18 protein-coding genes and 1 riboswitch are annotated in these 24,703 nt (G+C 33.3%); of the genes, 2 read left to right on the top strand and 16 right to left on the bottom strand.

The annotated features are described in order from the left end of the window. Nucleotides 1–4 precede the first annotated feature (4 nt). Both NU08_RS05290 and NU08_RS05285 read right to left on the bottom strand, forming a co-directional pair. Nucleotides 5–715, bottom strand: a complete 711-nt coding sequence (locus tag NU08_RS05290; RefSeq protein WP_129746173.1) for a phosphoadenylyl-sulfate reductase — start codon at nt 713–715, stop codon at nt 5–7. A 26-nt stretch (nt 716–741) separates the two neighbouring features. Further along, on the bottom strand, nt 742–1,644 hold the full coding sequence (locus tag NU08_RS05285; RefSeq protein WP_129746172.1) for a sulfite exporter TauE/SafE family protein: 903 nt from the start codon (nt 1,642–1,644) through the stop codon (nt 742–744). A gap of 311 nt (nt 1,645–1,955) precedes the next feature. On the opposite strand from NU08_RS05285, the gene NU08_RS05280 reads away from it, so the two are divergent. Then, nucleotides 1,956–2,738 (top strand): sulfite exporter TauE/SafE family protein, encoded by a 783-nt coding sequence (locus tag NU08_RS05280; protein ID WP_129746171.1) that lies wholly within the window; start codon nt 1,956–1,958, stop codon nt 2,736–2,738. 75 nt (nt 2,739–2,813) lie between these two features. On the opposite strand, the gene NU08_RS05275 is transcribed toward NU08_RS05280, so the two are convergent. The 11 genes from NU08_RS05275 to NU08_RS05230 form a co-directional block, all read right to left on the bottom strand. Beyond that, on the bottom strand, nt 2,814–3,224 hold the full coding sequence (locus NU08_RS05275; protein WP_008466594.1) for an RrF2 family transcriptional regulator: 411 nt from the start codon (nt 3,222–3,224) through the stop codon (nt 2,814–2,816). A gap of 121 nt (nt 3,225–3,345) precedes the next feature. Then, nucleotides 3,346–3,849, bottom strand: a complete 504-nt coding sequence (locus NU08_RS05270; RefSeq protein ID WP_129746170.1) for an RDD family protein — start codon at nt 3,847–3,849, stop codon at nt 3,346–3,348. Nucleotides 3,850–3,988: 139 nt separating this feature from the next. Continuing rightward, entirely contained in the window at nt 3,989–5,161 is a 1,173-nt protein-coding gene (locus NU08_RS05265) for a trans-sulfuration enzyme family protein (protein ID WP_129746169.1), read from the bottom strand. A gap of 187 nt (nt 5,162–5,348) precedes the next feature. Continuing rightward, the gene (locus NU08_RS05260; RefSeq protein WP_129746168.1) at nt 5,349–5,774 is read right to left on the bottom strand and encodes an OsmC family protein; all 426 of its coding nucleotides are present in this window, start codon (nt 5,772–5,774) and stop codon (nt 5,349–5,351) included. Nucleotides 5,775–5,959: 185 nt separating this feature from the next. Then, the gene (gene thrA / locus NU08_RS05255) at nt 5,960–8,374 is read right to left on the bottom strand and encodes a bifunctional aspartate kinase/homoserine dehydrogenase I (RefSeq protein ID WP_129746167.1); all 2,415 of its coding nucleotides are present in this window, start codon (nt 8,372–8,374) and stop codon (nt 5,960–5,962) included. 2 nt (nt 8,375–8,376) lie between these two features. Next, the gene (locus NU08_RS05250; protein ID WP_242502482.1) at nt 8,377–9,360 is read right to left on the bottom strand and encodes an alpha/beta fold hydrolase; all 984 of its coding nucleotides are present in this window, start codon (nt 9,358–9,360) and stop codon (nt 8,377–8,379) included. 77 nt (nt 9,361–9,437) lie between these two features. After that, nucleotides 9,438–9,545: riboswitch (SAM riboswitch) on the bottom strand. Nucleotides 9,546–9,736: 191 nt separating this feature from the next. Beyond that, nucleotides 9,737–9,952 carry a hypothetical protein gene (locus tag NU08_RS05245; RefSeq protein ID WP_091128295.1) on the bottom strand — a complete coding sequence of 72 codons (216 nt, stop codon included), beginning with the start codon at nt 9,950–9,952 and terminating at the stop codon, nt 9,737–9,739. 638 nt (nt 9,953–10,590) lie between these two features. Continuing rightward, entirely contained in the window at nt 10,591–11,679 is a 1,089-nt protein-coding gene (locus NU08_RS05240) for an aspartate kinase (RefSeq protein ID WP_129746165.1), read from the bottom strand. A 228-nt stretch (nt 11,680–11,907) separates the two neighbouring features. Then, nucleotides 11,908–13,212 carry an O-acetylhomoserine aminocarboxypropyltransferase/cysteine synthase family protein gene (locus NU08_RS05235; RefSeq protein WP_129746164.1) on the bottom strand — a complete coding sequence of 435 codons (1,305 nt, stop codon included), beginning with the start codon at nt 13,210–13,212 and terminating at the stop codon, nt 11,908–11,910. A 71-nt stretch (nt 13,213–13,283) separates the two neighbouring features. Then, nucleotides 13,284–13,460: a hypothetical protein gene (locus NU08_RS22260; protein ID WP_165352412.1), complete on the bottom strand. Its 177-nt coding sequence runs from the start codon at nt 13,458–13,460 to the stop codon at nt 13,284–13,286. 340 nt (nt 13,461–13,800) lie between these two features. Next, the gene (locus NU08_RS05230) at nt 13,801–16,647 is read right to left on the bottom strand and encodes a TonB-dependent receptor plug domain-containing protein (protein WP_129746163.1); all 2,847 of its coding nucleotides are present in this window, start codon (nt 16,645–16,647) and stop codon (nt 13,801–13,803) included. 545 nt (nt 16,648–17,192) lie between these two features. On the opposite strand from NU08_RS05230, the gene metK reads away from it, so the two are divergent. Continuing rightward, the gene (gene metK / locus NU08_RS05225) at nt 17,193–18,443 is read left to right on the top strand and encodes a methionine adenosyltransferase (RefSeq protein WP_057117586.1); all 1,251 of its coding nucleotides are present in this window, start codon (nt 17,193–17,195) and stop codon (nt 18,441–18,443) included. Between the two features lie 109 nt (nt 18,444–18,552). Here metK and NU08_RS05220 read toward each other — a convergent pair whose 3' ends face one another. From NU08_RS05220 to NU08_RS05210, 3 genes are all read right to left on the bottom strand, one after another. After that, entirely contained in the window at nt 18,553–20,826 is a 2,274-nt protein-coding gene (locus NU08_RS05220) for a hypothetical protein (protein ID WP_129746162.1), read from the bottom strand. A gap of 93 nt (nt 20,827–20,919) precedes the next feature. Next, a complete protein-coding gene (locus NU08_RS05215) occupies nt 20,920–23,607 on the bottom strand; it encodes a carboxypeptidase-like regulatory domain-containing protein (RefSeq protein WP_129746161.1) in 2,688 nt (895 codons plus the stop codon). A gap of 90 nt (nt 23,608–23,697) precedes the next feature. Then, a complete protein-coding gene (locus NU08_RS05210; protein ID WP_129746160.1) occupies nt 23,698–24,585 on the bottom strand; it encodes a GLPGLI family protein in 888 nt (295 codons plus the stop codon). Nucleotides 24,586–24,703: the final 118 nt, after the last annotated feature.

Genomic DNA, 24,703 nt, shown 5'->3' with positions numbered 1-24,703 from the left:
AAGTCTACTCTTTCTTAGCGCTATGCAAACCACACTCTTTATGACTTGATTCCCACCACCATCTTCCAGCTCTGATATCTTCTCCAGGGAAAATCGCTCTCGTACAAGGCGCACATCCAATGCTTACGAAACCTTGTTTATGTAAAGCATTTTGAGGAACATTGTTTTCTGACAAATACGTTTCAACTTCTTCTAAAGTCCATTTTAATAACGGATTGAATTTTATGATTTCGAAGTTTCCGTCATATTCAAACAAACTTAAATCTTGTCTGTTTTCTGATTGTTCTGCCCTTAAACCCGTAATCCAAACTGAGTTTCCAGCTAAAGCTTTTCGTAACGGAACTACTTTTCGAATAAAACAGCATTCTTTTCTATTTTCTACTGAATCGTAAAAGCTGTTTGGTCCCTTTTCCTGCAACAATTTTTCTACTGATGCCGCTTCTGGAAAATAAACCTCGATTGGTCTTTTGTATTTTTTTAATGTTTTATGAAAAACATCATACGTTTCCTGAAATAATCTTCCTGTATCTAAAGTAAACACCTTAATATCGGTGTTACTTTTTGCAATAAAATCAGTAATTACCTGATCCTCCTGACCGAAAGAAGTAGAAAAAATCACTTTTCCCGGAAATTCTTTTGCTAAAAAAACTAAGGTTTCGTCAAGCGAAAGAGCTGCAGTTTTCTCTAATAATTCTTGTACAATACTCGCACTCATAAATCTCTCCTTTCTAAAATTATCTTTTACAATAATTTAGATAATGTTTTTAAACTCAATATTATAATTAGAATCCCAACCGCAATCATCATTGGTTTTCTTTTAATTCTAGTCACTAAAAATGCCGCAATTGGCGCTGCAATAACCCCTCCAGCGATTAATCCGATTATAACCTGCCACCCATGAATTCCTCCAAAAAGCATGAATGTGATTCCGCTTGCAAATGAAATTGCAAACTCAGCAGCATTAACAGAACCAATTGTATATTTAGGGTTTCTTCCTCTTCCTAATAATGTTGAAGTTACGATTGGTCCCCAGCCTCCACCACCAACTGAATCCATAAAACCACCAAAAACAGCTAAAACGCCTAATTTTTTAGTTTTCTTTTTTTCAACATTTTTCTTCAACGCTTTTTTGATAATAATCGAAGCCAAAACAATCATGTAAACTGCAATAAAAGGCTTAATAACATCACCGTCAATTACATCAGACAATAAATAAGCTCCTGTAATAGAACCTAAAACTCCCGGAATTAATAAATGCTTTACCAATTTTTTATTGATGTTTCCGAAACGATGATGAGAAAGTGCCGACGCTCCCGTTGTAAACATTTCTGAAACGTGAACCGCTGTACTACTCACAACCGGCGGAACTCCATAAGCTAATAAAAACGATGTTGAAGTTGCTCCATATCCCATTCCTAAAGCACCATCTACTAATTGAGCAAAAACACCAATTAAAAAGAATGCTAAAAGATTTTCATCAAATCCTTGAACAAAACCATTCCACGAAAATTCAGCGTGATGATTATAAATTAGTGTAGCTACTAAACCTAACAACAAAAGTACAGGTATCACAACCCATAAATTTTCCTTTGACAAAGCATTAGACTTTACCGTTGTGTTGTTTAACTTAAGTTCATTTTCCATGTTTTAAGAATTTGTTTTTGCTCTTAAAAATCCATTACCCTATCGGCTTAGTAGATTACTTTGCAAATGTACTACATATTTTGAAATATCAAAATAATATATTTACTTTTTTACAATAGCTATTCTACTCTAAACCAACATAAAAGACATTTAAAGAACGATTAGTAAATTAATTTAACAAATTATGCACTGCTCCTTAAAATCTTAACAGCACAGCCTAATTTTGTGATTTGTAAAAATACACATTTAATCTCTACCAAATCTATAGGATAATTGTAAAAATGTTATTATTTTAGCGCCAAATTTTTTTTATGGATTTTCAGATTGGTCTTGTCATTGCAGGCTTAGTAGTTGGATTTATTGTTGGGTTAACCGGTGTAGGAGGCGGTTCTTTGATGACGCCAATTTTATTATACTTTAATATTCCGCCAACAACCGCGGTAGGAACCGATTTATTATATGCCGCGTTTACTAAAGCCGGAGGTGTATTTGTACACAACAAAAAAGGCAACATCAATTGGAAAATTACGGGTTGGCTGACTTTAGGAAGCGTTCCCGCCGCTTTATTGACATTATGGATTTTAAACAGCATAAAAACTGATATTGAAACCATCAATAGAGTTATTAAATACAGTTTAGGCTGGGCATTATTATTTACTTCTGTTGCTATTATATTCAAAAAAAGGCTTTTGAAATTTTCTCAGAAACATGCTGGTGATAAATTCCACAGCGAAAGCACTACTCAAAATATGCTGACTATTGGAATTGGAGTTTTATTGGGAGCTACCGTAACATTGACTTCTATCGGAGCTGGAGCTTTAGGAACTGTAACTTTATTTTTCCTTTATCCATTATTACCAACACCAAGATTAGTGGGAACTGAAATTGCGCATGCTGTTCCTTTAACTTTAGTTGCTGGAATCGGACATGCTTCGATGGGAAATTTAGACATTGGCTTATTAGGACAATTGTTAATGGGATCACTTCCTGGAATATATTGCGGAAGTATGTTAAGCGGAAAAGTACCCGATCAGTTTCTTAGAAATGCGATTGCAGTAATGCTTTTCTTAGCTGGATACAAATTGATATTTTAGTATTGAAAACATATAAAAACAGAAAGACCAATTCATGATTTGAATTGGTCTTTTTATTTGAATAAAGAGTAAATTCTAAAACGCAATATCTGCCAAAGAATTACTTTCTAATATTTTAAGTGTATTATCTCTAACCTCTGTCATTAAACGTCTTGCAGCACAGGTTGATTCATCATCGCAGTCATCGCATCTTTCGTAGAAATTATGGCTTGCGCAAGGCAATAATGCAATTGGCCCTTCCAGAATACGGTAGACTTTCGCCATGCTAATATCTTTTGGATCTTTTATCAAATAATAACCACCGCCTTTTCCTTTTTTCGCTCCAAGAAATCCTGAGTTTCTTAACAGCAGTAAAATACTTTCTAAAAATTTTATCGAAATATGTTCGCTTTTCGCAATTTCGGCAATCTGTACTGGTTCGTTATTTTCGCGTCTTGCTAAATAAGTCAAAGCTTTGATTCCGTATTTTGTCTTTTTTGAAAGCATGTTTATGTTTTAGATTACAGGTTTTCAAGAGTTAATTGATTGCTGCAAATTATTAAACAACAAAAATATGCTTTTTGTTCGAACAATCACAAAAGAATAAAGTTAAATTCTACTAAATCTATCAAACTACTTCTTTCTCTCCAATTAAATCAATCTGATAAAAGATTTCCATATCTTTTTCAAGTTCCCTTCTCACTACCACATGCGTTTTTGATATAGAATCATGCCAGAAACCGCCAGATTTTCCTAAAAAGGAAAATATATCAAAAGGAATTAAGCGACACAAGGTACGAACAAGAATCTTAACAAAGTTTGGTTTTGTACCATTTTCAGTAACAACCACAATACCCGCAGCAAACTTCCCCATGGTCGCACCAAAAAAACATTCCATAAAAAAATAATTTAGCATCAAAAAAGTAAAAAATGCTAAGTAAGTGGAATCAGTAATAAACCGATCCCAAACAGAGAATATATCCCAGTTAAAAATATTTCCGGTTATTACAATTATAAAACCAGAAACAAAAATTAAAATAAAAACAAAGATAAAATCAACAATACCACTTTCAAAACGCTTTCTATCTGAAGCTAGTAACTTTTTATCAAGAATGTAAATTCTATCGCTCATAAACTAATTGACATTAATATTCTCCGTCTAAAACAAAAGTATATTTTTTATAAAACAATCTTAAAAAAAAGACGATTTTGAACTGTAATAAATTTACAGCCAAAAATCGTCTTATTAAATCGAAAATTGAAATATATAATTAAGCTAATGCTTGTTTCAAATCTGCAATTACATCTTCAACAGTTTCTAAACCAACAGAAACACGAACTAAACCTTGCGTGATTCCAACTGCCAATTGATCTTCTTCAGATAATTTACTGTGTGTTGTAGAAGCTGGATGCGTAACAATTGTTCTTGTATCTCCAATATTTGCAGATAAAGAACAAAGTTGAATTGAGTTCAAGAATTTTCTCCCCGCTTCAATTCCTCCTTTAATTTCAAATGCGATAATGTTTCCACCAGCTTTCATTTGCTTTTTAGCAATTTCGTATTGTGGATGCGATTTCAAGAACGGGTATTTTACGCTGTTTACATTTGGATGGCTTTCTAAAAACTCAGCCACTTTTAAAGCATTTTCGCAATGTCTCTCAACGCGAACTGCCAATGTTTCTAAACTTTTTGAAAGAACCCAAGCATTAAACGGTGATAAAGCTGGTCCTGTATTTCTTGAAAACAAATAAATCTGTCTGATTAATTCTGCATCCCCAACTGTAACGCCGCCTAAAACACGTCCTTGTCCGTCGATTAATTTTGTCGCAGAATGGATAACCAAATGCGCTCCAAATTTAATTGGCTGTTGTAAATAAGGCGTTGCAAAACAGTTATCGATAATCAAAATCAGATTGTGTTTTTTAGCAATATTTCCTAACAATTCTAAGTCGATTACATCCACTCCAGGATTTGTTGGAGATTCGGCATATAATATTTTTGTGTTTGGTTTAATGAAACTCTCAATTGTTTCTGGCTTATTGATTTCGAAATAAGAAGTTTCGATATTCCATTTTGGGAAATAAGTCATAAACAGAGCGTGAGTCGAGCCGAAAACACTGCTTGCAGAAACAATATGATCTCCAGAGTTTAACAAAGCGGCAAAAGTAGAATATACTGCTGCCATTCCTGTTGCGAAAGCATAACCAGAATCGGCACCTTCCATTTTGCAGATCTTGTCGACAAACTCTGATGTGTTTGGATTGCTAAAACGGCTGTAAATATTTCTTTCTTTTTCTTCTGTGAAAGAAGCTCTCATATCTTCAGCATCTTCAAAAACGAAGCTTGATGATAAGTATAATGGCACCGAATGTTCTAAATATTGCGATCTTTCTAATTGTGTTCTGATGGCTTGTGTTTCAAAACCAAATTCTTCTGTATTCATTGTGTTGTTTTGTTTTTTTTTGTTTTAACACGAATTGCACTAATTAGCACTAATTCTATTTTATATAAATTTCACAGAGACTCACAAAGGAAACACAAAGCTTCACTAAGAATCAAAGCGAATTTCATTTCGAGAGGTCAAAAGAATTATCTAATTTTCTAATTATCCAATTCTCTAATTAACTAATTTACAAAGCTTCGTTGTTCAAGACAACTTTGTAACTAATTGTTGCTGTTGGTTCAACTGTTTTGGCAACTGAACAGTATTTTTCAAAAGAAAGCTGTGCCGCTTTTTTTGCTTTTTCTGGATTGATTTCTCCTTCTAAGTAGAAAACCACATCAATTTCCTTGAAAGGTTTTGCTTCTTCAATCTGAACGCGCGTTCCTTCAACCTCAGCATTAAAAGAAGTGATTTCCTGACGCTGTTTTTTTAAAATCGAAATCATATCGATAGCGCTGCATCCTGCAACACCCATTAATACCAATTCCATTGGACTTGCGCCTAAATCGCTTCCGCCAAATTCGGCTCTGCTGTCAACGTCAACTACGTGTCCGCGTTCATTTTTTACTTTGAAATGAAATGCGTCATTTACTCTGTTTAAAGTTACTTTCATTGTGTTGTTATTTTTTTGTTTTTTAATTCTTGTCATTTCGACGTAAGGAGAAATCACACTAGAAATTCCGCAAAGAATATCATCAATCTTTGTCGAGTTACGAGTGTGATTTCTCGTTCCTCGAAATGACAAACTAGGCTTACATATCTAAAATCTACAGCCTAAAATCTGCAATCTAAAATCGTTTACCCTTTATCAGACAATCTCAAAATATCTCCGAAAACTCCTCTCGCCGTTACTGCAGAACCTGCACCAGCTCCTTGAATAACGATTGGACGATCTCCGTAAGATTCTGTATAAATTTCGAAGAAAGAATCAGAACCTTTTAATCCACCTAATGCAGTATCTTTTGGCACTGAAACCAATTTAACTTCTAGATTTCCTTTGTCATTCTGCAAATCTCCAGACAATTCACCAATATATCTTAAAACGTGATTTGGTTGTTGATCTGCTTTCATTTTAGCATAAATTGGATCGAATTCTTTTAATTTCGTCAAGAAATCGGCAGCACTTCCTTCACGCAAGTGCTCTGGAATTAAATTCTGAATTGAGATTTCTTCAAATTCATTTTGCAAATCTAATTCTCTAGCTAAAATTAATAATTTTCTACCAACGTCATTTCCGCATAAATCCTCACGCGGATCTGGTTCTGTATATCCGTTATCAATTGCTTCCTGCAAAATTTCGCTGAAAGGCGCATCTTTCGCAGAGAAATTATTGAATAAATAACTTAATGTTCCAGAGAAAACTCCTTTTATTTTTGTGATATTTTCTCCTGAAAGGTGCAATAATTTAATAGTATCAATTAACGGTAAACCTGCACCAACATTGGTTTCGTATAAATAATTCTTTTGGTTTTCCGCCAAAGCTTTTCTCAATTCTTTGTAGAAACCATAAGTCAATGTATTCGCCACTTTATTAGAAGAAATCAAATCGAAACTGCTTTCTACAAGCGGAATATAATTTTCAACGAAAGTCGCACTTGCAGTATTGTCAATCGCAATTAAGTTTTCTAAATGGTGCTCATTAGCGAAAGCAATAATATCTTTGATGGTGTAAGCTTCACCTTTAGTTTCAATATCATTTTTCCAGTTGCTGGTAACACCGTATTTGTTTAAAAGTAATTTTTTAGAATTTGCTATAGCAAAAACATTCAACTTAATGTCTTTACGCTTTTCAATCGCTGCAGCCGATTCTAAAATCTGATTGATTAAAGTTCCTCCAACTAATCCGTGACCGAAAATTGCAATGTTGATTTTTTTAGAAACTCCAAAAATCTCTCCGTGAATTACGTTTAATGCTTTGTTTAACTCCTCTTTCTTAACAACTAAACTCACGTTTTTACCCGTTACAGTGTTGTTAAACAAAATCGGAACAATTTTATTTTTAATTAAAGCAGTGTAAGGTTTATGGAAAGTGCTCAAATCCTGTCCGATAATTGAAATTACCGATACGTTATCTGTAACTGTAATCTGATTTACATCTTTAGAATAAAAGTCATTTTCGAATTCTTTTTCTAATTCTACAACTGCTGTTGTTGCTTTATCAGTTGCAACCACAAGTCCGATTCCTCTTTCTGAAGAACCTTGAGAAATGATGCTTACACTGATATTATTATCTCCCATTACTTTAAAAATTCGGGCATCAACTCCCGCTTTTCCTAGCAATCCGCGTCCTTCAAGATTTACAAGAGAAACATTTTCTAAAACAGAAAGTGTTTTAATTCCTTCTTTTGAAGAATCTGAAGTAATTAAAGTTCCGCGATTTTCGTGGTTGAAAGTATTTAAAATTCGTAACGGAATATTTTTTTCCAATAATGGAATAATCGTTTTAGCATGCAAAATTGTAGCTCCAAAATTTGCCAGCTCATTTGCTTCATTAAACGATAAATATTCGATTTTCTTAGCATCTGCAACCAAATCAGGATTTGCAGTGTAGATTCCGTCTACATGCGTGAAGTTCTGCAATTCTTCAGCATTTAAATAATTTGCGATTAACGAAGCGGTATAGTTACTGCCATTTCTACCTAAAGTAGTTGTGTCGTTGTTGTTATTAGATCCAATGAAACCTGTAACTATATTAACCGTTTCTCCGTTATGTTCTTTAAAATAATTTACTACGTTTTTCTTTGAAAGCTGTTCTAAAGGTTGTGCATCACCAAATTTAGAATCAGTTTTCAGCAAATCTCTTGTATCCACAAAATTGGCAGGAATTCCTTTTTCTAGTAAAATAGCCGTCAATAATTTAGCCGAAAGCAATTCACCTTTTGACAAAATCTGATCTTTGATTTTTTTGCTGTAATCGCCAATTAAGCTTACTCCCTCAAAAAGTTTGTCTAAGACATTAAATTCTTCAGACAAATCAACCTGTGGGTAATCTGATATTTGATATTTTTTAAAATTCTCTAATAGTTCTTTATAACTGCCATTTTTAGCAGCAATGCTTAAGATAAATTCAAGCTCATCTGTCGCATTTCCGCGCGCAGATACTACAACGGCAATTTTTTCACCTTGATTTACTTTATCTGAAATGATTGAAACAACTTTGTTAAGTCCTTCTCCGTTTGCTAATGATTTACCTCCAAATTTTAATACTTTCATTTTTATTTCTTTATTGTTTCTGCCTTAAAAATGTCGGCAAGTAAATGATCTAATTGTTTGTACTCGATTAAAAAAGCGTCATGTCCGTGAACCGAATCAATTTCGCTGTAGAAAACATTGTCTTTAAACTTCTTCAATTCTTCATAAGTTTCTACGTTTTCTTTTGCTGTAAAAAACAAATCTGAATTGATTCCGATAATATGAATTGAAGCTTCTGTTTTAGACAATAAGTTTTCAAAACTTTCACTATTTCTAGTGATATCAATTGTTTTAAGCAACTGATTCATTAATTTATAAGAAGACAGCTGGTATCTTTTCTGCAACTTTTTTCCGTGATGTGCCAGCCAGCTTTCGATATTAAAAATCAAAAGGTCTTGATTGATTGTTCTTTGGAATTTTTCTTTGAATGATTCTGGCGAACGATAACAAAGCATGGCATGTATTCTGGCATCTTCAATTGGTTTTGAAGAATTGTTTAAAATCTGTTCTTGCAAGAAGCAATTGGCGATAAGCCAGTCTGTAGATTTCCAGTCGCTCGCAATCGGAATAAGATTTTCTGTAATATTTGGCGCTAAAGCTAAAATTTCCCAAGCAATTCCGCCACCAACAGAACCTCCGATAACTGCAAAAAGTTTTTCGATATGTAAAGCTTTTACACCTTCAACAAAGATTCTGGCAACATCTCTGGCTGTAAAATCAAGATAATTTTCGATTAAGAAAGAGTTGCTCCCATTTCCAGGAATATCAAAGGCTAAAATGGTATAAACAGCAGTATCGATGGTTTTACCTTCGCCAATTAAGTCATTCCACCAGCCGTTTTCGCCAGTCACCTGTGCATTTCCTGTTAAGGCATGATTAACCAAAACAATAGGCGCACTGTGCAAAGGTTGCCCTGCCAGCGTAAAACTTAATGGCATAGAATGATAAGTTGCACCACTTTCTGTGATGAAATCTTGAATTATAATGGGATTTGGTATATTTTCCAATTTCAAATCTGTTGTATTATTGATTTGTATATGGAAATATTAGAAAGAAAAACTAGGTTTAACTAGAAAAAATCTTGTTGTTATCTTTCCACGTTTGGCGTGGTAGAATGTAGCACCTTCTTCGTTTTACCGAAGGGTTGCTAAGGCTTCATCGGGTCTAATCCCTCGTCCTTTCTTTATAACATTTCAATATTTGTTTGAACTTAACGAGTGCAAATTAACTACTAATTTCTCTAACAAACAAATTTTATCTAAAAGTGTTTGTTAAATTTCTGAGACTTACTTTAGCAAAAACTATTATACGCAAAAATTTACCGAACAAAAATGCCCAGTAAAATTAAGCAGGTTTTACCCTAGTTTATGATGCTTCTTCCGTTTAGATAAAAAGCGTGTCATTTTCTTTTGAATACATCAAAAACAATAAAGAGTTTGGTGCTTTTTTCTTAGCTCCTTTACTTTCTTCTGTGATTCCAGCCTCTGTTATTCCGAATCTCGGATGAGCCAATTCGTTTGTTGGCGGCGGATTATTTTTTCTTGTCCTTCTGTTTTTCAAATTTGAAATTTTTTCTGCTAAGTAGTTCAATGTGCTCATGATATTAAGTTTTAGTTAAGTTGTGTTTTATAATCTTTATTTCTCGTTTATCTTTTTGTTAAATCGCTTTCTGGAATAAAAAAACCCTTTTGGATTTTTATGATACCAAAAGGGTTTAAGTTTTTACACTCACGTATACTTTTAGTATCAACAGACGTATGCGCAAATAAGCGCGACAGTAAACATCTTGTTCATCTGTAAGGATTTATTCATCTGTGATTTATATTGTATTTTATTTAAATTCTGCATTTGCATTAAATTAAAAAGCCTCCCAAAATTTCTTGGGAGGCTCTTACTATATTATTATTGTATTCTTACAATTTTTTTAAGCAATAGACACCCCAGCCTCGGTCTTAACCGAAATGGCACAAAACATTTTGTTGACTTTTAAGTTCATTTGATTTCTAGTAGTTTTTGGGTATAACAAATATGCAATTATTTTTTTTATTACACAAATTAAATTCAAGAATTTAATTACAAAAATCGTTAAAAATCAGTTTTTTAACGTCAAAAAACATCTTACAAAAACGAAAACGAAATAATACAAGTAAAAAACTTACAAAACAAGCTTAATTTTCTTCATAACTCCATTTGACAAATCAATTTATCAAAGAACTTTTTACTTTTTTCTAAAAAAATTAAAGCCAAACTGCTTCTTTGCTTCTAATTTTTTCTGCAATTTTTAAGATGTCAGTTATAATTCCTCTCGAAATTGCCTGCTTGCATGGCGGAGCACTCTGAATTACAATTGGAATATCGACGTAAGATTTGGTATAAATTTCAAAAATAGTGTCAGATCCTTTCAATTGTCCAATTGGAGAATCTAGTGGTTCCGAAATTAATTTAGCTTCTAAAGTGCCTTTTTCTACATCAAATTCTCCTACATATCTAAGCACATGATTTTCTGCTTGAGTGATTTTGGCAATTTTAAAAGATTTATCTACAGCCTCTTTGTCGAGCACTCCGTTTTTTTCTAAATGCTCTTCCGTTATAAAGGGTTTGATTTTAATGTCTGAAAGCTCAAAATCTTTTCCAATTTCTCGCGCCAATATCAAAAGTTTTCTTGCCGTATCATTTCCAGAAAGATCTTCTTTAAAATTTGATTTCATTAATCCCAAAAGGCTTGTGTCTTTTAGAACAGATGAAAAAGAAACTTCTTCTGATGAAAATCGATTAAAGACATAACTCAAATTATCGGAGAAAACACCTCGAATCTTCGTAATTTTTTCGCCCGAATAATACAAATCTCTTAAGGTCTGTAAAACAGGGATTCCAGTTTCGACCGAGGTTTCATACAAAAACTCTTTATCATACTTTTTAAGATCTGCTCGCAGTTCTTTATACAAGTCAATCGGAAGCGTATTAGCTTTTTTGTTTACTGCTACAATATTGAATCCGTTTTTGATTAGCGTATTATAATGTTTCACCAATTCATCACTCGCTGTTGCATCTACGGCAATTAAGTTTTCAAATTCGTTTTCTTGTGCAAATTCGACAATATCTTCTACTTTAAAAGGAACTGCCAATTGTCTAAAATTGGTTTCCCAAGAATAGCTTACACCTTCTTTCTCAAAAAAAGCAACCGTCGAATTGGTTATTATTGGAAAATGAAAATCGATGTTTTTACTTTCAAGGAAAAACTCCTGACTTTCGATAATCTGATTAATCAAAGTACTTCCGATATTGCCAATTCCGAAAAGGATAATGTTTATTTTAAGCTTTGACATAATTTCTAACATTTTAAATATTTTACCACATAAGTAATATAAGTTTATTTAATTGGGGCGTTTATTATTTAAACGTCTTCTTAAGTTAGACGCACCGCTGTGCGTCTCCACTAAAATGCACTTATATTCCTTATATGGTTTAAATTTTATAAAGATGCTTTTCATAAAAAATCACCTTTAGCAAAACCACTCGCTAAAGGCAATTTTTCAAACAAAAAACAAAAAAACCTAATTTTTATTGATGCTGAATTGAGAAAGCGAAACGCTCTCAAAAACAGTTTGCAGATCTGTAATTAAATCTTCGATATCTTCAATTCCAACAGATAGACGAATCAAATCTTTAGAAACTCCTGTTTCTATTTGTTCCGCTTCTGTCAATTGTTGGTGTGTAGTGCTTGCTGGGTGAATAATCAGTGATTTTGTATCACCAATATTTGCTAGCAGAGAGAATAATTTGGTGTCGTCTACTACTTTTTTAGCAGCGTCAAAACCTCCTTTTAATCCGAAAGTGATAATACCGCTTTGTCCTTCTGGCAAATATTCTTTGGCCAAAGCATTGTATTTGCTAGATTTTAAACCTGGATAATTTACCCAGACTACCTCATCTTGTTTCTCTAACCATTCGGCTAGAGCCAAAGCATTTTCACTATGTTTCTTAATTCGGATTGGAAGTGTTTCTAGTCCCTGAATAATCTGAAAAGCATTAAATGGACTCAAAGCAGCACCAAAATCACGCAACCCTTCAATTCGAGCTTTTGCTATAAAAGCCACATTTCCTAAGGCTTCATGATATACTAATCCGTGGTATCCTGCAGATGGCTCGGTAAATTCTGGGAATTTTCCGTTTGCCCAATCAAAGTTTCCAGCATCAATGATAACGCCTCCTAATGAAGTTCCGTTTCCTGCGATATATTTTGTTAAGGAGTGAATTACAATATCGGCACCATATTTAATTGGGTTTAATAAATAAGGTGTCGCAACTGTATTATCTACTATAAATGGCACTTTGAATGCTTTGGCTTCTGCCGAAATTGCTTTTAAATCTAATACATCCAATTTTGGATTCCCAAGAGATTCAACAAAGAAAGCTCTTGTATTTTCTTTTGCTGCTTTTGTAAAATTTTCAGGCTTTGACGGATCTACAAATGTGGTTGTGATTCCTAATCTTGGCAGTGTAACTTTTAAAAGATTATACGTTCCGCCGTATAAACTGTTTGAAGCCACGATATGATCTCCTGCTTTTAGCAAAGTCAATAAAGTTGTTGAAATTGCAGATGCTCCAGAAGCTGTTACTACTGCTCCAATTCCGCCTTCAAGTGCCGCCAGTCGCTGTTCCAAAATATCGTTTGTCGGATTGTTAAGTCTCGTGTAGATAAATCCAGCTTCGGCAAGACCGAACAGATTGGCTGCATGATCTGCATTATTAAATACGTATGAAGATGTCTGATAAATTGGCACGGCTCTAGTTCCTGCGTTTTTAGTTACGTCGTGTCCTGCGTGTAGTGCGTTTGTTGCAAATTTTTGTGTACTCATGATTTCTTAGTTTTTTAGGTATTGTTAATACGTTTATATATTGTAATTGATATTGATTTTTAGAAATTGATTTAAGCTAAAATGTCTTCAGCTTCTTCTTTAAGATCATATAGATGAAACAATAAAGATTTCTCTGTTTTTCTCTGCTTTGCAGGATCATATTTTAAAGTTTCAGTTGATGATTCTTCCGAATTATTATTTCTTAATAAGTATTGAAATGCGATTGTATTTATATCTAGTGTATTCATGATTTAAAATTTAAAATGTTGGAAATAAAAAAGCCCTTTCGGATGGCGACCAAAAGGGCTTATAGTTTAACTATAACAAAGATTGTCTCTTTCACTTTTGGCAACAGCAAATTGGGATGCACATTTGCATCATCTCACAACACATCATATTTCTTTTTGCTATTGTTTTCATTTTATTTAAAAATTGAATTTGACTATTTTTTTTAAACTCGACTAATTCGATAGAGTAAATGTAATAAGTATTTTTTTAACGACCAAATTAAAATGGAAGTTTTATATTATTTTTTTTTAAAATCTCTTTCAAGCCTTTATTTAAAAGACTTGAAAGAAATTATTTTAATTAAAATTTAAAGCTTAAACGCGCAAAACCAAATCTTCCGTTTAATCCAAATTGAGAAACTGCTCTTGAATAAGCAAACTGATTCGCATTTGTCAAATCTGTACTTGGCGCTGGTGACAAAGTTGGAGTTGTATTTGTAAAAGCTGGAGTTGCAGGATTATTTCTGTCTGGATAAACATCTCCTATATTATTAACTCCAATTGTAGCTCTCAAATGCTCGTTGATCTGATATCCTAAAGATAAATCGGTAACCAATTTTGCGCTATATTCTGGATGTTCATATACAGAAGAAAATCCATCTAGATTAACATCTGTTGCTCCTGGATCGGTAACTTTTCCAAAATAGCTGTTTCTTAAATAAATATCCAGTTTTTTAATATTGAAAGTCGTCATCAAATTGGCTTTCAATTTCGGAATCGCTTCTTCTAAATATACTCGGCTTGATTCTGGAAAGAAAGAATAAATGTAAGGTTCTCCTCCTGCATTGACTATAGATTGCGGAATATGCAAATCTCCTACTCTTTTGGTTTCGTTGAAACTTAATGCAAAATCGTTTCTAATTGTGAAATCCTGAATTACATCATATTTCTGAGAAATTACCAAATCAATTCCTTTTGTTTCAGAATCGATTCCGTTTGTCCAAAACGAAGCTCTTTCTACACCTTTCAAATCAAATGCCTGCTGAAATAAAGTCAATGCCTCAGCTTGTTCTGAAGAAGTTGCCGCCGCTATCTGTGCATCTGTTGGTCTTGAATATTGTCCAGACAACACAATTCTATCGTTAATTCTTGTAAAATAAGCATCAGTTGCAATGGTTATGTTAGCTTCAGGAATTTTGAATGTAAATCCTGTACTGATGCTTTTTGATTTTTCTGGCTTTAAACTTTCAATTCCAATGCTTTTTGCTGCTTGCGAATCATTGGTAAAATAACCAACTTGGTATGGAGCACCGTTTATAAACTGTGTTGAACTAGACTCAAAATATCTTTGCTGTAAAGAAGGCGCTCTAAAACCTGTTTGTCCAGAAATTCTCCAATTGATATTTTCATTTAATTTTAAAAGAGAAGCCAATTTAAACGTAACCGTGTTTCCAAAATCTGAATAGTTTTCATAACGCGCTGCTCCATTTATAAGCCATTTTTCAGTGGCATTCAATTCTAAATCAACATAAGCCGCACCACTTTGTCTGTCTTTTTCTTTAGCATCTGAAGGCTGGAATCCTGAAAATCCTTGCGCCCCTGCTCCACGTTTGTTTCCGAAGAAGTCTGTTACAATTAATGGTGAATTGCTTGGCAGAATTCCTGAAACTAAATTTCCGTTTACATCATATAATCCGTAAGAAGCTTCTTCTCCTGCTTTAATTTGGTAATTTTCGTATCTGAATTCACCTCCAAAAGCAACGTTCAGTCCAGAAAGAACATCTAGTTTTTTACTAAAATCCAAATTGGTTGTGCTTTGTAAAAACGAAACTTTTCCAGCATCAAAACTAAACGGAGAGTTTGTTCCTAAAGTTGCATTGATCGTATTATTTACATCATAATTAAAAGAGTTTGTTCCTAAATTGGTGCTTAAATCGGTATCAAATCCAAATAATTGCGTGTTAACCCCAACAGCCGCAGAAGCATCTAAAATTTTTGATTCAATTTCTGGCAAGAATCCATTTTCATACACTTGCGTGAAAGTCCCAGAACCGTTTGGCAGTCTGTTAAATGCATATGATTTACCGCCTCTATAAGAAACACCTCCAAAAGAATATAATGAAGTGATTTCGCTCAAAGGATATTTAGCATTAAAATACAATTGTCCTGTTGCCAATTCTGACTGCCCAACACTCATATTATAATCACTTCTCTGCTGACCTCTATAAGCCAGTTCATTATTCGTCACATCAAAATTTAAAGCCGTCTGCATCTGTGCAATTGTCGATGCTGATGCAATAGCGTTTTGCTGTGCCGTTGTAAAATAACTTACTTGCGGTGCATATTGTTTTAGTGATGATAAAATCTGAGCTGAATTTGTAGTTGTATTAATGTTGCTAAACAAAGAGTTGATTTCTACTCCATCTTGCGCAGCTCTATTTTCAACCGCATTGTAAGCATTAAAAATTGGGTTGCTTCTAATTCCTGCTCTACTTGTTGCTTGTCTTGTTACTGCAGTTCCCGTAACATTTAAGAAACTTCCTGGTTTGCCTAATGAAGTTCCGTAGTTTAAATCGATTTGGGCGGTTTGTCCGTCTGCTCCTCCTTCAAAATTATTTGATCCAGAAGATAGATTGGCTCCGTATTGAATTCCTCCTGTCAAATAATTAGTATTTTTCTTTAGAACAATATTAATAACTCCGGCAATTGCATCAGAACCATATTGCGCGGCAGCTCCATCTCTTAAAACTTCAATTCTTTCTATAGCAAAAGACGGAATGGCATTTAAATCTGTTCCCACAGATCCCCTTCCCGGCGATCCGTTTATGTTTACCAAAGCACTGGTATGTCTTCTTTTTCCGTTTACTAAAATTAAAACCTGATCTGGTCCTAATCCTCTTAATTGGGCAGGATCAACGTGGTCTGTTGCATCTGCTGTAGATGTTGGGTTACTCGTAAATGATGGAGCAACATAATTTAAAATCTGCGTTACGCTGGTTTGCGGTGCTCCTTTTGTTATTTCTGATACGTTAAAAACATCAACCGGAACTGGTACATCTGTTTTAACTCTGTTTTTACTTCTTGATCCAATAATAGTAACTTCAGACAGTTCGTTGTTTTTTAAACTATCTTGCTCTTTTTTATTGTCTTGAGCATAAAGTCCTGAAAATGTCACAAGACCTAAAACGATTAGTACATTTTTCTTCATTTCTTCTTTACTGATTAATTAGTGTTTTTGGCTTAAAAAAAATCTTACAGCTTTTATTTTTTGAATAAAAAAACCTCTGCGGTTCGGCAGAGGTTCTATTTATATATTTTGAAAAATATTTACAATAGTGTCTCTGCGGAGAACTCCGGCATCTTACAAGACATCATATTGCAAACTGTAAATTTCATTTGTTTCTTTTGTTTTAACGGGGCAAAGTTGCGAACTATTTTTTAATCGACCAAACAAAAAACCAAATATTTTCTATTACCCTATCAAAATAGTATGTTATTGTTAAATTTCTGCTAGAAAAAATAAAAAAAGTTGAACTTTAATTTGCAAATCAAAATGGTTTCATACCTTTGCACCCGAAATAGAGGAAAAATTTGAACTGATTGCAACCTCTTCATAATGAAATGGTTTCGTTATGAATGCTGAAAGATTCATTTCAGCAGTAAAAAATGCTAAAGCAGGAACCCTCCTTTAGCCCTTTTTAGCAATTATTTCCTCGCTTAAATTTAAAATTAATACATTTTTATTACATTATTATGGCTTATTTATTTACGTCAGAATCTGTTAGTGAAGGGCATCCAGACAAAGTTGCAGATCAAATTTCGGATGCATTAATTGACAACTTTTTGGCATTTGACGCTGACTCAAAAGTAGCTTGTGAAACATTAGTTACAACTGGTCAGGTAATTTTAGCAGGTGAAGTAAAATCGAATACTTATCTTGATGTTCAGCAAATTGCACGTGAAGTAATCCGTAAAATTGGATATACTAAAAGTGAATATATGTTTGAAGCGAATTCTTGTGGAATTCTTTCAGCTATTCACGAGCAGTCTGCAGATATTAACCAAGGTGTTGACAGAGCTAAGCCAGAAGAACAAGGTGCTGGAGATCAAGGAATGATGTTTGGTTACGCTACAAACGAAACTGAAAACTTCATGCCATTGGCACTTGATTTATCTCATAAATTATTACAAGAGTTAGCAATTTTAAGACGCGAAAACAAAGAAATCACGTATTTACGTCCAGATGCTAAATCTCAAGTAACTTTAGAATACAGCGACGATAACAAACCAACTCGTATTGATGCGATTGTTATCTCAACTCAACACGATGATTTTGATGAAGAAGCTGCAATGTTGGCTAAAATCAAAAAAGATATTATCGAAATCTTGATTCCAAGAATTATCGCTAAAAACCCAGAGCACGCTCATTTATTTAACGATAAAATCAACTACCATATTAACCCAACAGGAAAATTCGTTATTGGAGGACCTCACGGAGATACTGGTTTAACAGGAAGAAAAATCATTGTTGATACTTACGGTGGAAAAGGTGCTCACGGTGGTGGTGCATTCTCTGGAAAAGATCCAAGTAAAGTAGATAGAAGTGCTGCTTATGCAACTCGTCATATCGCTAAAAACTTAGTTGCTGCTGGTGTTGCTGACGAAATCTTAGTTCAGGTTTCTTACGCAATTGGTGTTGCTGAGCCAATGGGAATTTTCATTGAAACTTATGGAACTTCTAAAGTAAACTTAACTAACGGTGAAATCGCTAAAAAAGTAGAAGCTATTTTTGATATGCGTCCTTACTTTATCGAGCAAAGATTAAAATTAAGAAACCCAATCTATAGCGAAACTGCTGCTTACGGACACATGGGACGTAAACCAGAAACTGTTACTAAAACTTTCTCTGCTCCAGGCGGAAATGAAAAAACAGTTACTGTTGAGTTGTTTACATGGGAAAAACTTGATTTTGTTGACCAAGTAAAAGCTGCTTTTGGATTGTAATTCAGACTTATAGACTAACTTAGATTATTAGACATCTAGATTAGCTAAACATAAAAAGCCGATTTCTAATTCTAGAAATCGGCTTTTATTTTATACTGATAATTCTTTATTAATATGTTCCGTTACTCATTTTAGTTAGAACTTCCTTCATTTGATTTGCAGTTTCTTCATCAACGTCACTAGTAATAAATTTTACTGCTAAAACCTGTGTTTCGATAGCTTTTTGTGTCTGTCCGTCTTTATAATACAATTGCGCTAAAGTATCTAAATAATACGGATTGTTTTTAGATATTACTAAACTATATTCAGACCATTTAATAGCCTGTTTAATAAAGTTTGAGTTCTGTGGTTTTAATACAACTGCCCATGCCGCGTTATTGCAAATATCTGAGTGGTAAAGTTTAAACGAACTCCATCCATCATAAGAATAACTTGAGCTAGAATCTAAACCTCCAAAAATGGCGTCTAATTTTTCTATTGGACTTGGCCCAGCTAATGTATTATCAAAATACGCACTGAATTCTTTCAAATATCCAGTATTAGAACCATCCTGATCTTCAAGCTGGCTTAAATAATAAAAATAATTTCTGTAAGCATCAAAATTTCCTTTTCCAGATGCGATGATCTTTTTGTAAACAGAATTGATTTTTTCTTTATTCATTTCCCCTGTAAGTCCATCTTGAGAAGCGTACAGATTTTGCTGTAAGGCATTAGAAATTTCAGAAACAGCACTTCCTATATTATGAACTTCTGGCGCACTATTATTGAAAGCAACTTTATTATTCTCAATATCATCAGAATGTTTTAGCAAATAATCTATTGCTAGAAAATCGGTATCATTAAGAATTCTGTCTTGATTAAAAAGCTGTTTTGTAAATCCTTGATTTTTGATTTCTTTTATAATAGTCTCAGCCAAATACATGTTTACAGCTTTATCTTTTTGGTGCGCTTCAATCATTTTTTTCCATGTTTGAGCTACTTCTTTTTGGTCTAAAGCCGTTTTTTTAATTACAAAATCAGTAGAATTAGGATCGCTTACTGAATAATCTGAATCATAATCATAAGACGTTTCTAATAAAGCCGCTTTATTAAAAGCATTAATTAAATCTGCATCTGAGGCTTTTTTGTTCGTTAAAACTTTATCTATAGAAAGGAAAGCATTTGCTTTTTGAAGTTTTCTATACAAATCGCCATAATAGCTAAACTGATATTGTTGCGCTGTTAAATCTGATTTTGCAACAGCAAGTACATCACCGTTACCGTTTAAAACCAATACGCTCGGATCATTGGTTATTTTATTGTTTTTCAGCCATTTTTTATCATCGGCTCCAGCCAAATAATAATTGTAGGTATCGTATAATGCATTATACGAATCATACATATTATATCCCGTTTGAGTTTCTTGTTCTTTTACAAAAGCATCAAAACCTTCCTTAGCCGATTTATTCTTGCTGTCAACCACAACTACCAAAAATTTGTTGCTGGCTGTTTTGGTAGATTCTATTGCCTTTTTTAGATTGTCTTCTATTTTTAGTTTAAAATCGTATTTGGTATAAGAAGCTGGAGGATCAATAGGATAAGCTGCTGCAGGTACCGCAGTAGTATCAACTGGCAGACTATTATATATGCTATCTACTACAGCACTTCCATAAGAACCGTAATCAGGATCTTTCCCTGGATAAGTCCAGTTTGCAACAGACTGTGTTTCTATAGGAGTCACTGTCGGAGCCTTAGCAGGCTTCTCATCTTTTTCGTTCACAAACACTAAAGGATCTTTTCCTGCTTGATCAGAAATTTTTAATTCTTTTGTATTCTTATCAAAAGATCCAACAAGATTTAAATCGCTGAGAACTGCCAAATCATAATTGATTGTTATCTCTGAAACATCTTTTGGCAATGCATATTTATTAACATCACTTTTCCCATTATAATCCTCATAAACCAAATAAAGGAAATCCGTTTTTTCTATTTCAAAATCCAAATCTGTTTTGATATATTCAGGATCTACTTTCGTTTTTATATCTAAAAGTCTCTGGTATTGAACAGATTCTGTTCCTTTTTGAGTTCCTATGTAAAAAGAATAATAAGACGGATTCAAAAACTTAATCTTAATTTTTTTTGCTTTTTTATCTTTAGCAAAAGAAAGATCAAATCTATTATCTATGGTATTTTTACTTTTCAAGAAAACTAAAGAATCTCCTTTAATTTCATATCCTCCCGAATAAAAAACCAATTCATACTTATTATCATCCAATAAATTTAATTTGATTTTTCCTCCTTTATTTGTAGATAAATAAGTTCCTTTTTCTATTCCATTTGTTTGGGCGAAAGAGATAGAAATTCCGGCAAATAGGAGTGATAAACTCCAAATAAAATTGCGCATAACTACATGTTTTGTTGTTAATAATATAGCGCAAAGATATCTGATTCTTCTTTAAACAAATCACAAAAAATCATAATATTTGCAGTTAAAATACTACAAATTATATTTCATTGAAAATATGATATAACGCGGCTGCACAGTGTATTGCGAAACTCTTGTAGAGAATTGTGAGAAGCTGTCATCGTTAAGATATTTTGTGTTCAACAAATTGGTTGCCGAGATTTTATATTCCCATTTGCTGTTCTTTTTTTGATAAATTAAACTAGCGCTTAAAAAATCATATTCATTATCAACTGTTTTATCGCCATTATAATAATGGTAAAATTCATATTCTGAAACAAAAGAAAAACTATCCAAGAAGTAATAATCTAATCTTGCAAATGGTTTATCAGTGTAAAAGGTTGAACCACTGTATTTATTCACCAAAAGATTGTAGCCGAATTCAATATTTGGAAGATTTTTATAATTTGTTGAAGCTCGAACGGTGTAGCTTTGGCTGAAACTTTCTGTTGTCGACAATTGATTGTTCTGAATATTATTGAATTTCGACCAATTAAAACTAGCATTTGCAGAAGCTTTATAATTCTTTAAAAACGAACGCCCATAATTTCCCATTCCGCTAAAAGTCTCATCGGCCAAATTGGAATTATAAGGAACTGAAGATTGGTTAATTCCGTCAAAATTGGCTTTTGTTTTAATAGCATCTACTTTTCTGGTGTAAGTTGCATTGGCAAAAATGTTCTCAAAATTGAACATGTTATACTTGAAATAACGAAGCGAATGCACTTGTGAAGTCGCATTTTCTAAGAAACGATTTCCGCGAAACAAACTGCTATAATTAGACAAAACATAACCCGCAGCCAACTGATTAATGTCTGTAAAATCGTTTGTTAGAGAAAAATTATACGTTAATGTTTCTGATTTCTTGATTTGATACAAAGCAAAAAAATCTGGAAGCACTTTCGTGAAATCCTGGGAATAATCGGTTCCTAATTGTCCGTTTGTCATTTGATACGTATGAAAGCTTACTCCTGGCGTAAATGTAAATTTTCCTGTGAGGATTTTATAATGAAAGCCCACAAAAGCATCATTAAAACGATAATCTACATCATTATTATTTTGAGCATTATTCAAATCGTTTCTCGTTCCATTATCTAACATTTGGAAAATGTGAGAATTAAAGTTCTGATATGAATACGTATTTCCTAAAGTAATATTGAAATTACTTTTTGGTGTCACCATATAATAATAATCCAGTTTTGCATCCAATTTATTGGTTTTCACAAATCGGTCTTGATTATAATCATTTCTGTTTTGTCCCGAAATATATCCTGATAAATCAAAAGGAAGTGTTTGCAGGTTAGCATTATAAAAAGGATTTTCGTCCTGATATAAATGCTGCATTTCAAAAGCAAAGATATTTTTAGTGCTTTGCGTATAATACAAACTCAAATTCTGATTAATCGAAGTAGGATCTTGTTTTTTTGTTGTAAAAATATCTTCTGAAGTCGCAGCGTTTTGAACAATCTGTTCTCTAAACAAATCTGAGTATTCTTCTTGTTTAGTAAGTTTGGTTAAAATATCATAATCAAACTGAAATTTGTCGCTTGGCTTATAGGTTGAGCTTAATTTAAAAAGTCCCAAATTATTTTTTTGGCTGGTATTTTCGTTACTTTTCTGTTGATCACCAGAATCTAAAATTGTTGTTTGCGATTTGGTTTCTAAATCGGTTTTTGAAGTTGAAAGAATTCCGAAACCGCTAATATTCCAAGCTTTGTTGACTGAATAAGCAAAGTTTGTTGCGCCAAATTTTGTTTCAATTTCTTTTGCACGATTATTACGCAATAACGAAATTCCTAAATCATTTGAAGAAACATTAAAACTGCTTCCGCCTTTTTTCATCATATTTTTGAATCCTCCTGTAAACTTAAAGTAATCCTGAGCTGTAAGAGGCAATTCGCCAATATTATTAAAATTAGTAATTAAATTAATACTGTATTTCGGACTGTAATAGAACAGTTTTGGATTAATGATATATCGACTATCCAATTCTGCAACACCAATTCCTGCGGTCACATCTCCAAACCAAAAGTTCTTTTTTCCTTCTTTCAACTTAATGTTCATCGCCACATTTTCTTGATCGTTTTCTAAACCTTTTAATTGGCTTATTTCGTTATAATTTCTTAAAACCTGAACTTTATCAATTGCATCGGCCGGAATATTTTTGACGCCTAATTTGGTATCTCCGTCAAAAAAATCTTTTCCCTCAACCATCAATTTGCTGACTTTTTTTCCTTCAACTTCAATTTCTCCATCGGCATTTACCTCAACTCCTGGAAGTTTCTTTAAGACATCTTCAAGCTTTTTTTCTGTTCCAGATTTAAAAGAATCAGCATTGTAAACAATTGTGTCACCTTTTATAGAAACAGGCATTTCTCGAACAATTTCTACGCCTTCCAACTCGATTCCTGCACCATCCAAAACAATATTCTGAGTCATATTTTCAGACTTAGTCGATACTGCAATTTCTTTAGACTTCATTCCCAAATAACTTATTTTAATGGTATAAGCTGTATTGGGTTTCAAAGTCAGCTGAAACTTCCCTTTATCATTGGTAATCCCATAAGAATCCATTGCTTTTGTACCATTATTAATAGCCATAATATTGGCCATTTCTAAAGGATTTTTCTGTTCATCCTGAATAAAGCCATCAAAGCGAACACTTTGAGAAAAGCATATAGAAGTAAAAAGTAAGGCAAATACAAAAAGTGTCTTATTCATTATAAGAATATTGAAAGTTTGGGCCCGAGCGATAGCGAACAGGCGAAGCAATTTGGATTTTGGATTTTGAAAATTGGAATTTTAAAGATATTATCTTCCCATAGGAGGAGGTCCGCCAGCACGACCGCGATTCATCTCTCTAAATTCTTCCATCTTTTTAATTACCGTTTCGTCATATTCTTTCTGAGAAACTACTTTTCCTTTTTTAGAAGGTTTTATTTCTACCTTATCTTTGGCATTCAAAACAATTTTCGAACATAAAATAGTCGTTGTCCCATCGTTGATTTCTAGGATTAATCCCGGAAGTCCCCAATAATTTTCTGGTCCTTGATTGATCGGAATTTCTGGCGTATACCAAGCTGTCACGACAATTTCTTTTGGAATTTCAAAATTGTCTGCAAAATTGGTCTTTGTCTCGCCCGAAGTCTTTTTTACTTCATCCTTTTTATCATCGTTGTTTTTAGGTCTAAAGTTTCTGAAATCAGTTTTGCTAGCCTGTTTTACTGCTGTCGCTTTGAAGCAATTGTAACCACCAATTTGCTTGGTTTCTTGTTCTAATTTCCATTCTAATTTTGGAAGAGAATCTACAACAAGAAATTCCTTGCCCATAAATTCTTTATCGACTGTATACGTTTTTGCCTTTACATCTTTATAAAAAGTACCGCCACCGCCAGTAAGCGAGCCAAACATAACTCGAAAACCTCCCTGCTGTTGGCCAGGCGCTTCTAGCTTTTCTTCTTCTTTATAAATTGATGCTACTTTATCGAAGTTTAAAATGAATGTTTTTTCGAGCATTTTTTTCATACGCTCTTCCATATTTTTCTGCATTTCTGGAGTAATATCTCTATTGCCACGCATTCCTTCAAATTTTGGCGCTTGGGTTTTAGACTCGTAAACAGCCATTCCCTGAAAATCTTTTTGAGCTTGAATTTGACTAGAAACAAGCAATAAAGTAATATAAAAAAATATCTTTTTCATTTCATTTTCTTTAAGTGAGTAAATCCGACAAAACTTACATTCAAATGTATTATTTATTTTAAAATTCAAAAAACTAAATATATAAACGGCATTAAGGTATAGATAGAACCGCTTATTT

This window comes from Flavobacterium anhuiense, from assembly GCF_004151235.1.
GTDB classification, from domain to species: Bacteria; Bacteroidota; Bacteroidia; order Flavobacteriales; family Flavobacteriaceae; genus Flavobacterium; species Flavobacterium anhuiense_A.
Note: the sequence above shows the minus strand (reverse complement) of the source record. Positions and strands in the feature narration are given on the sequence as shown.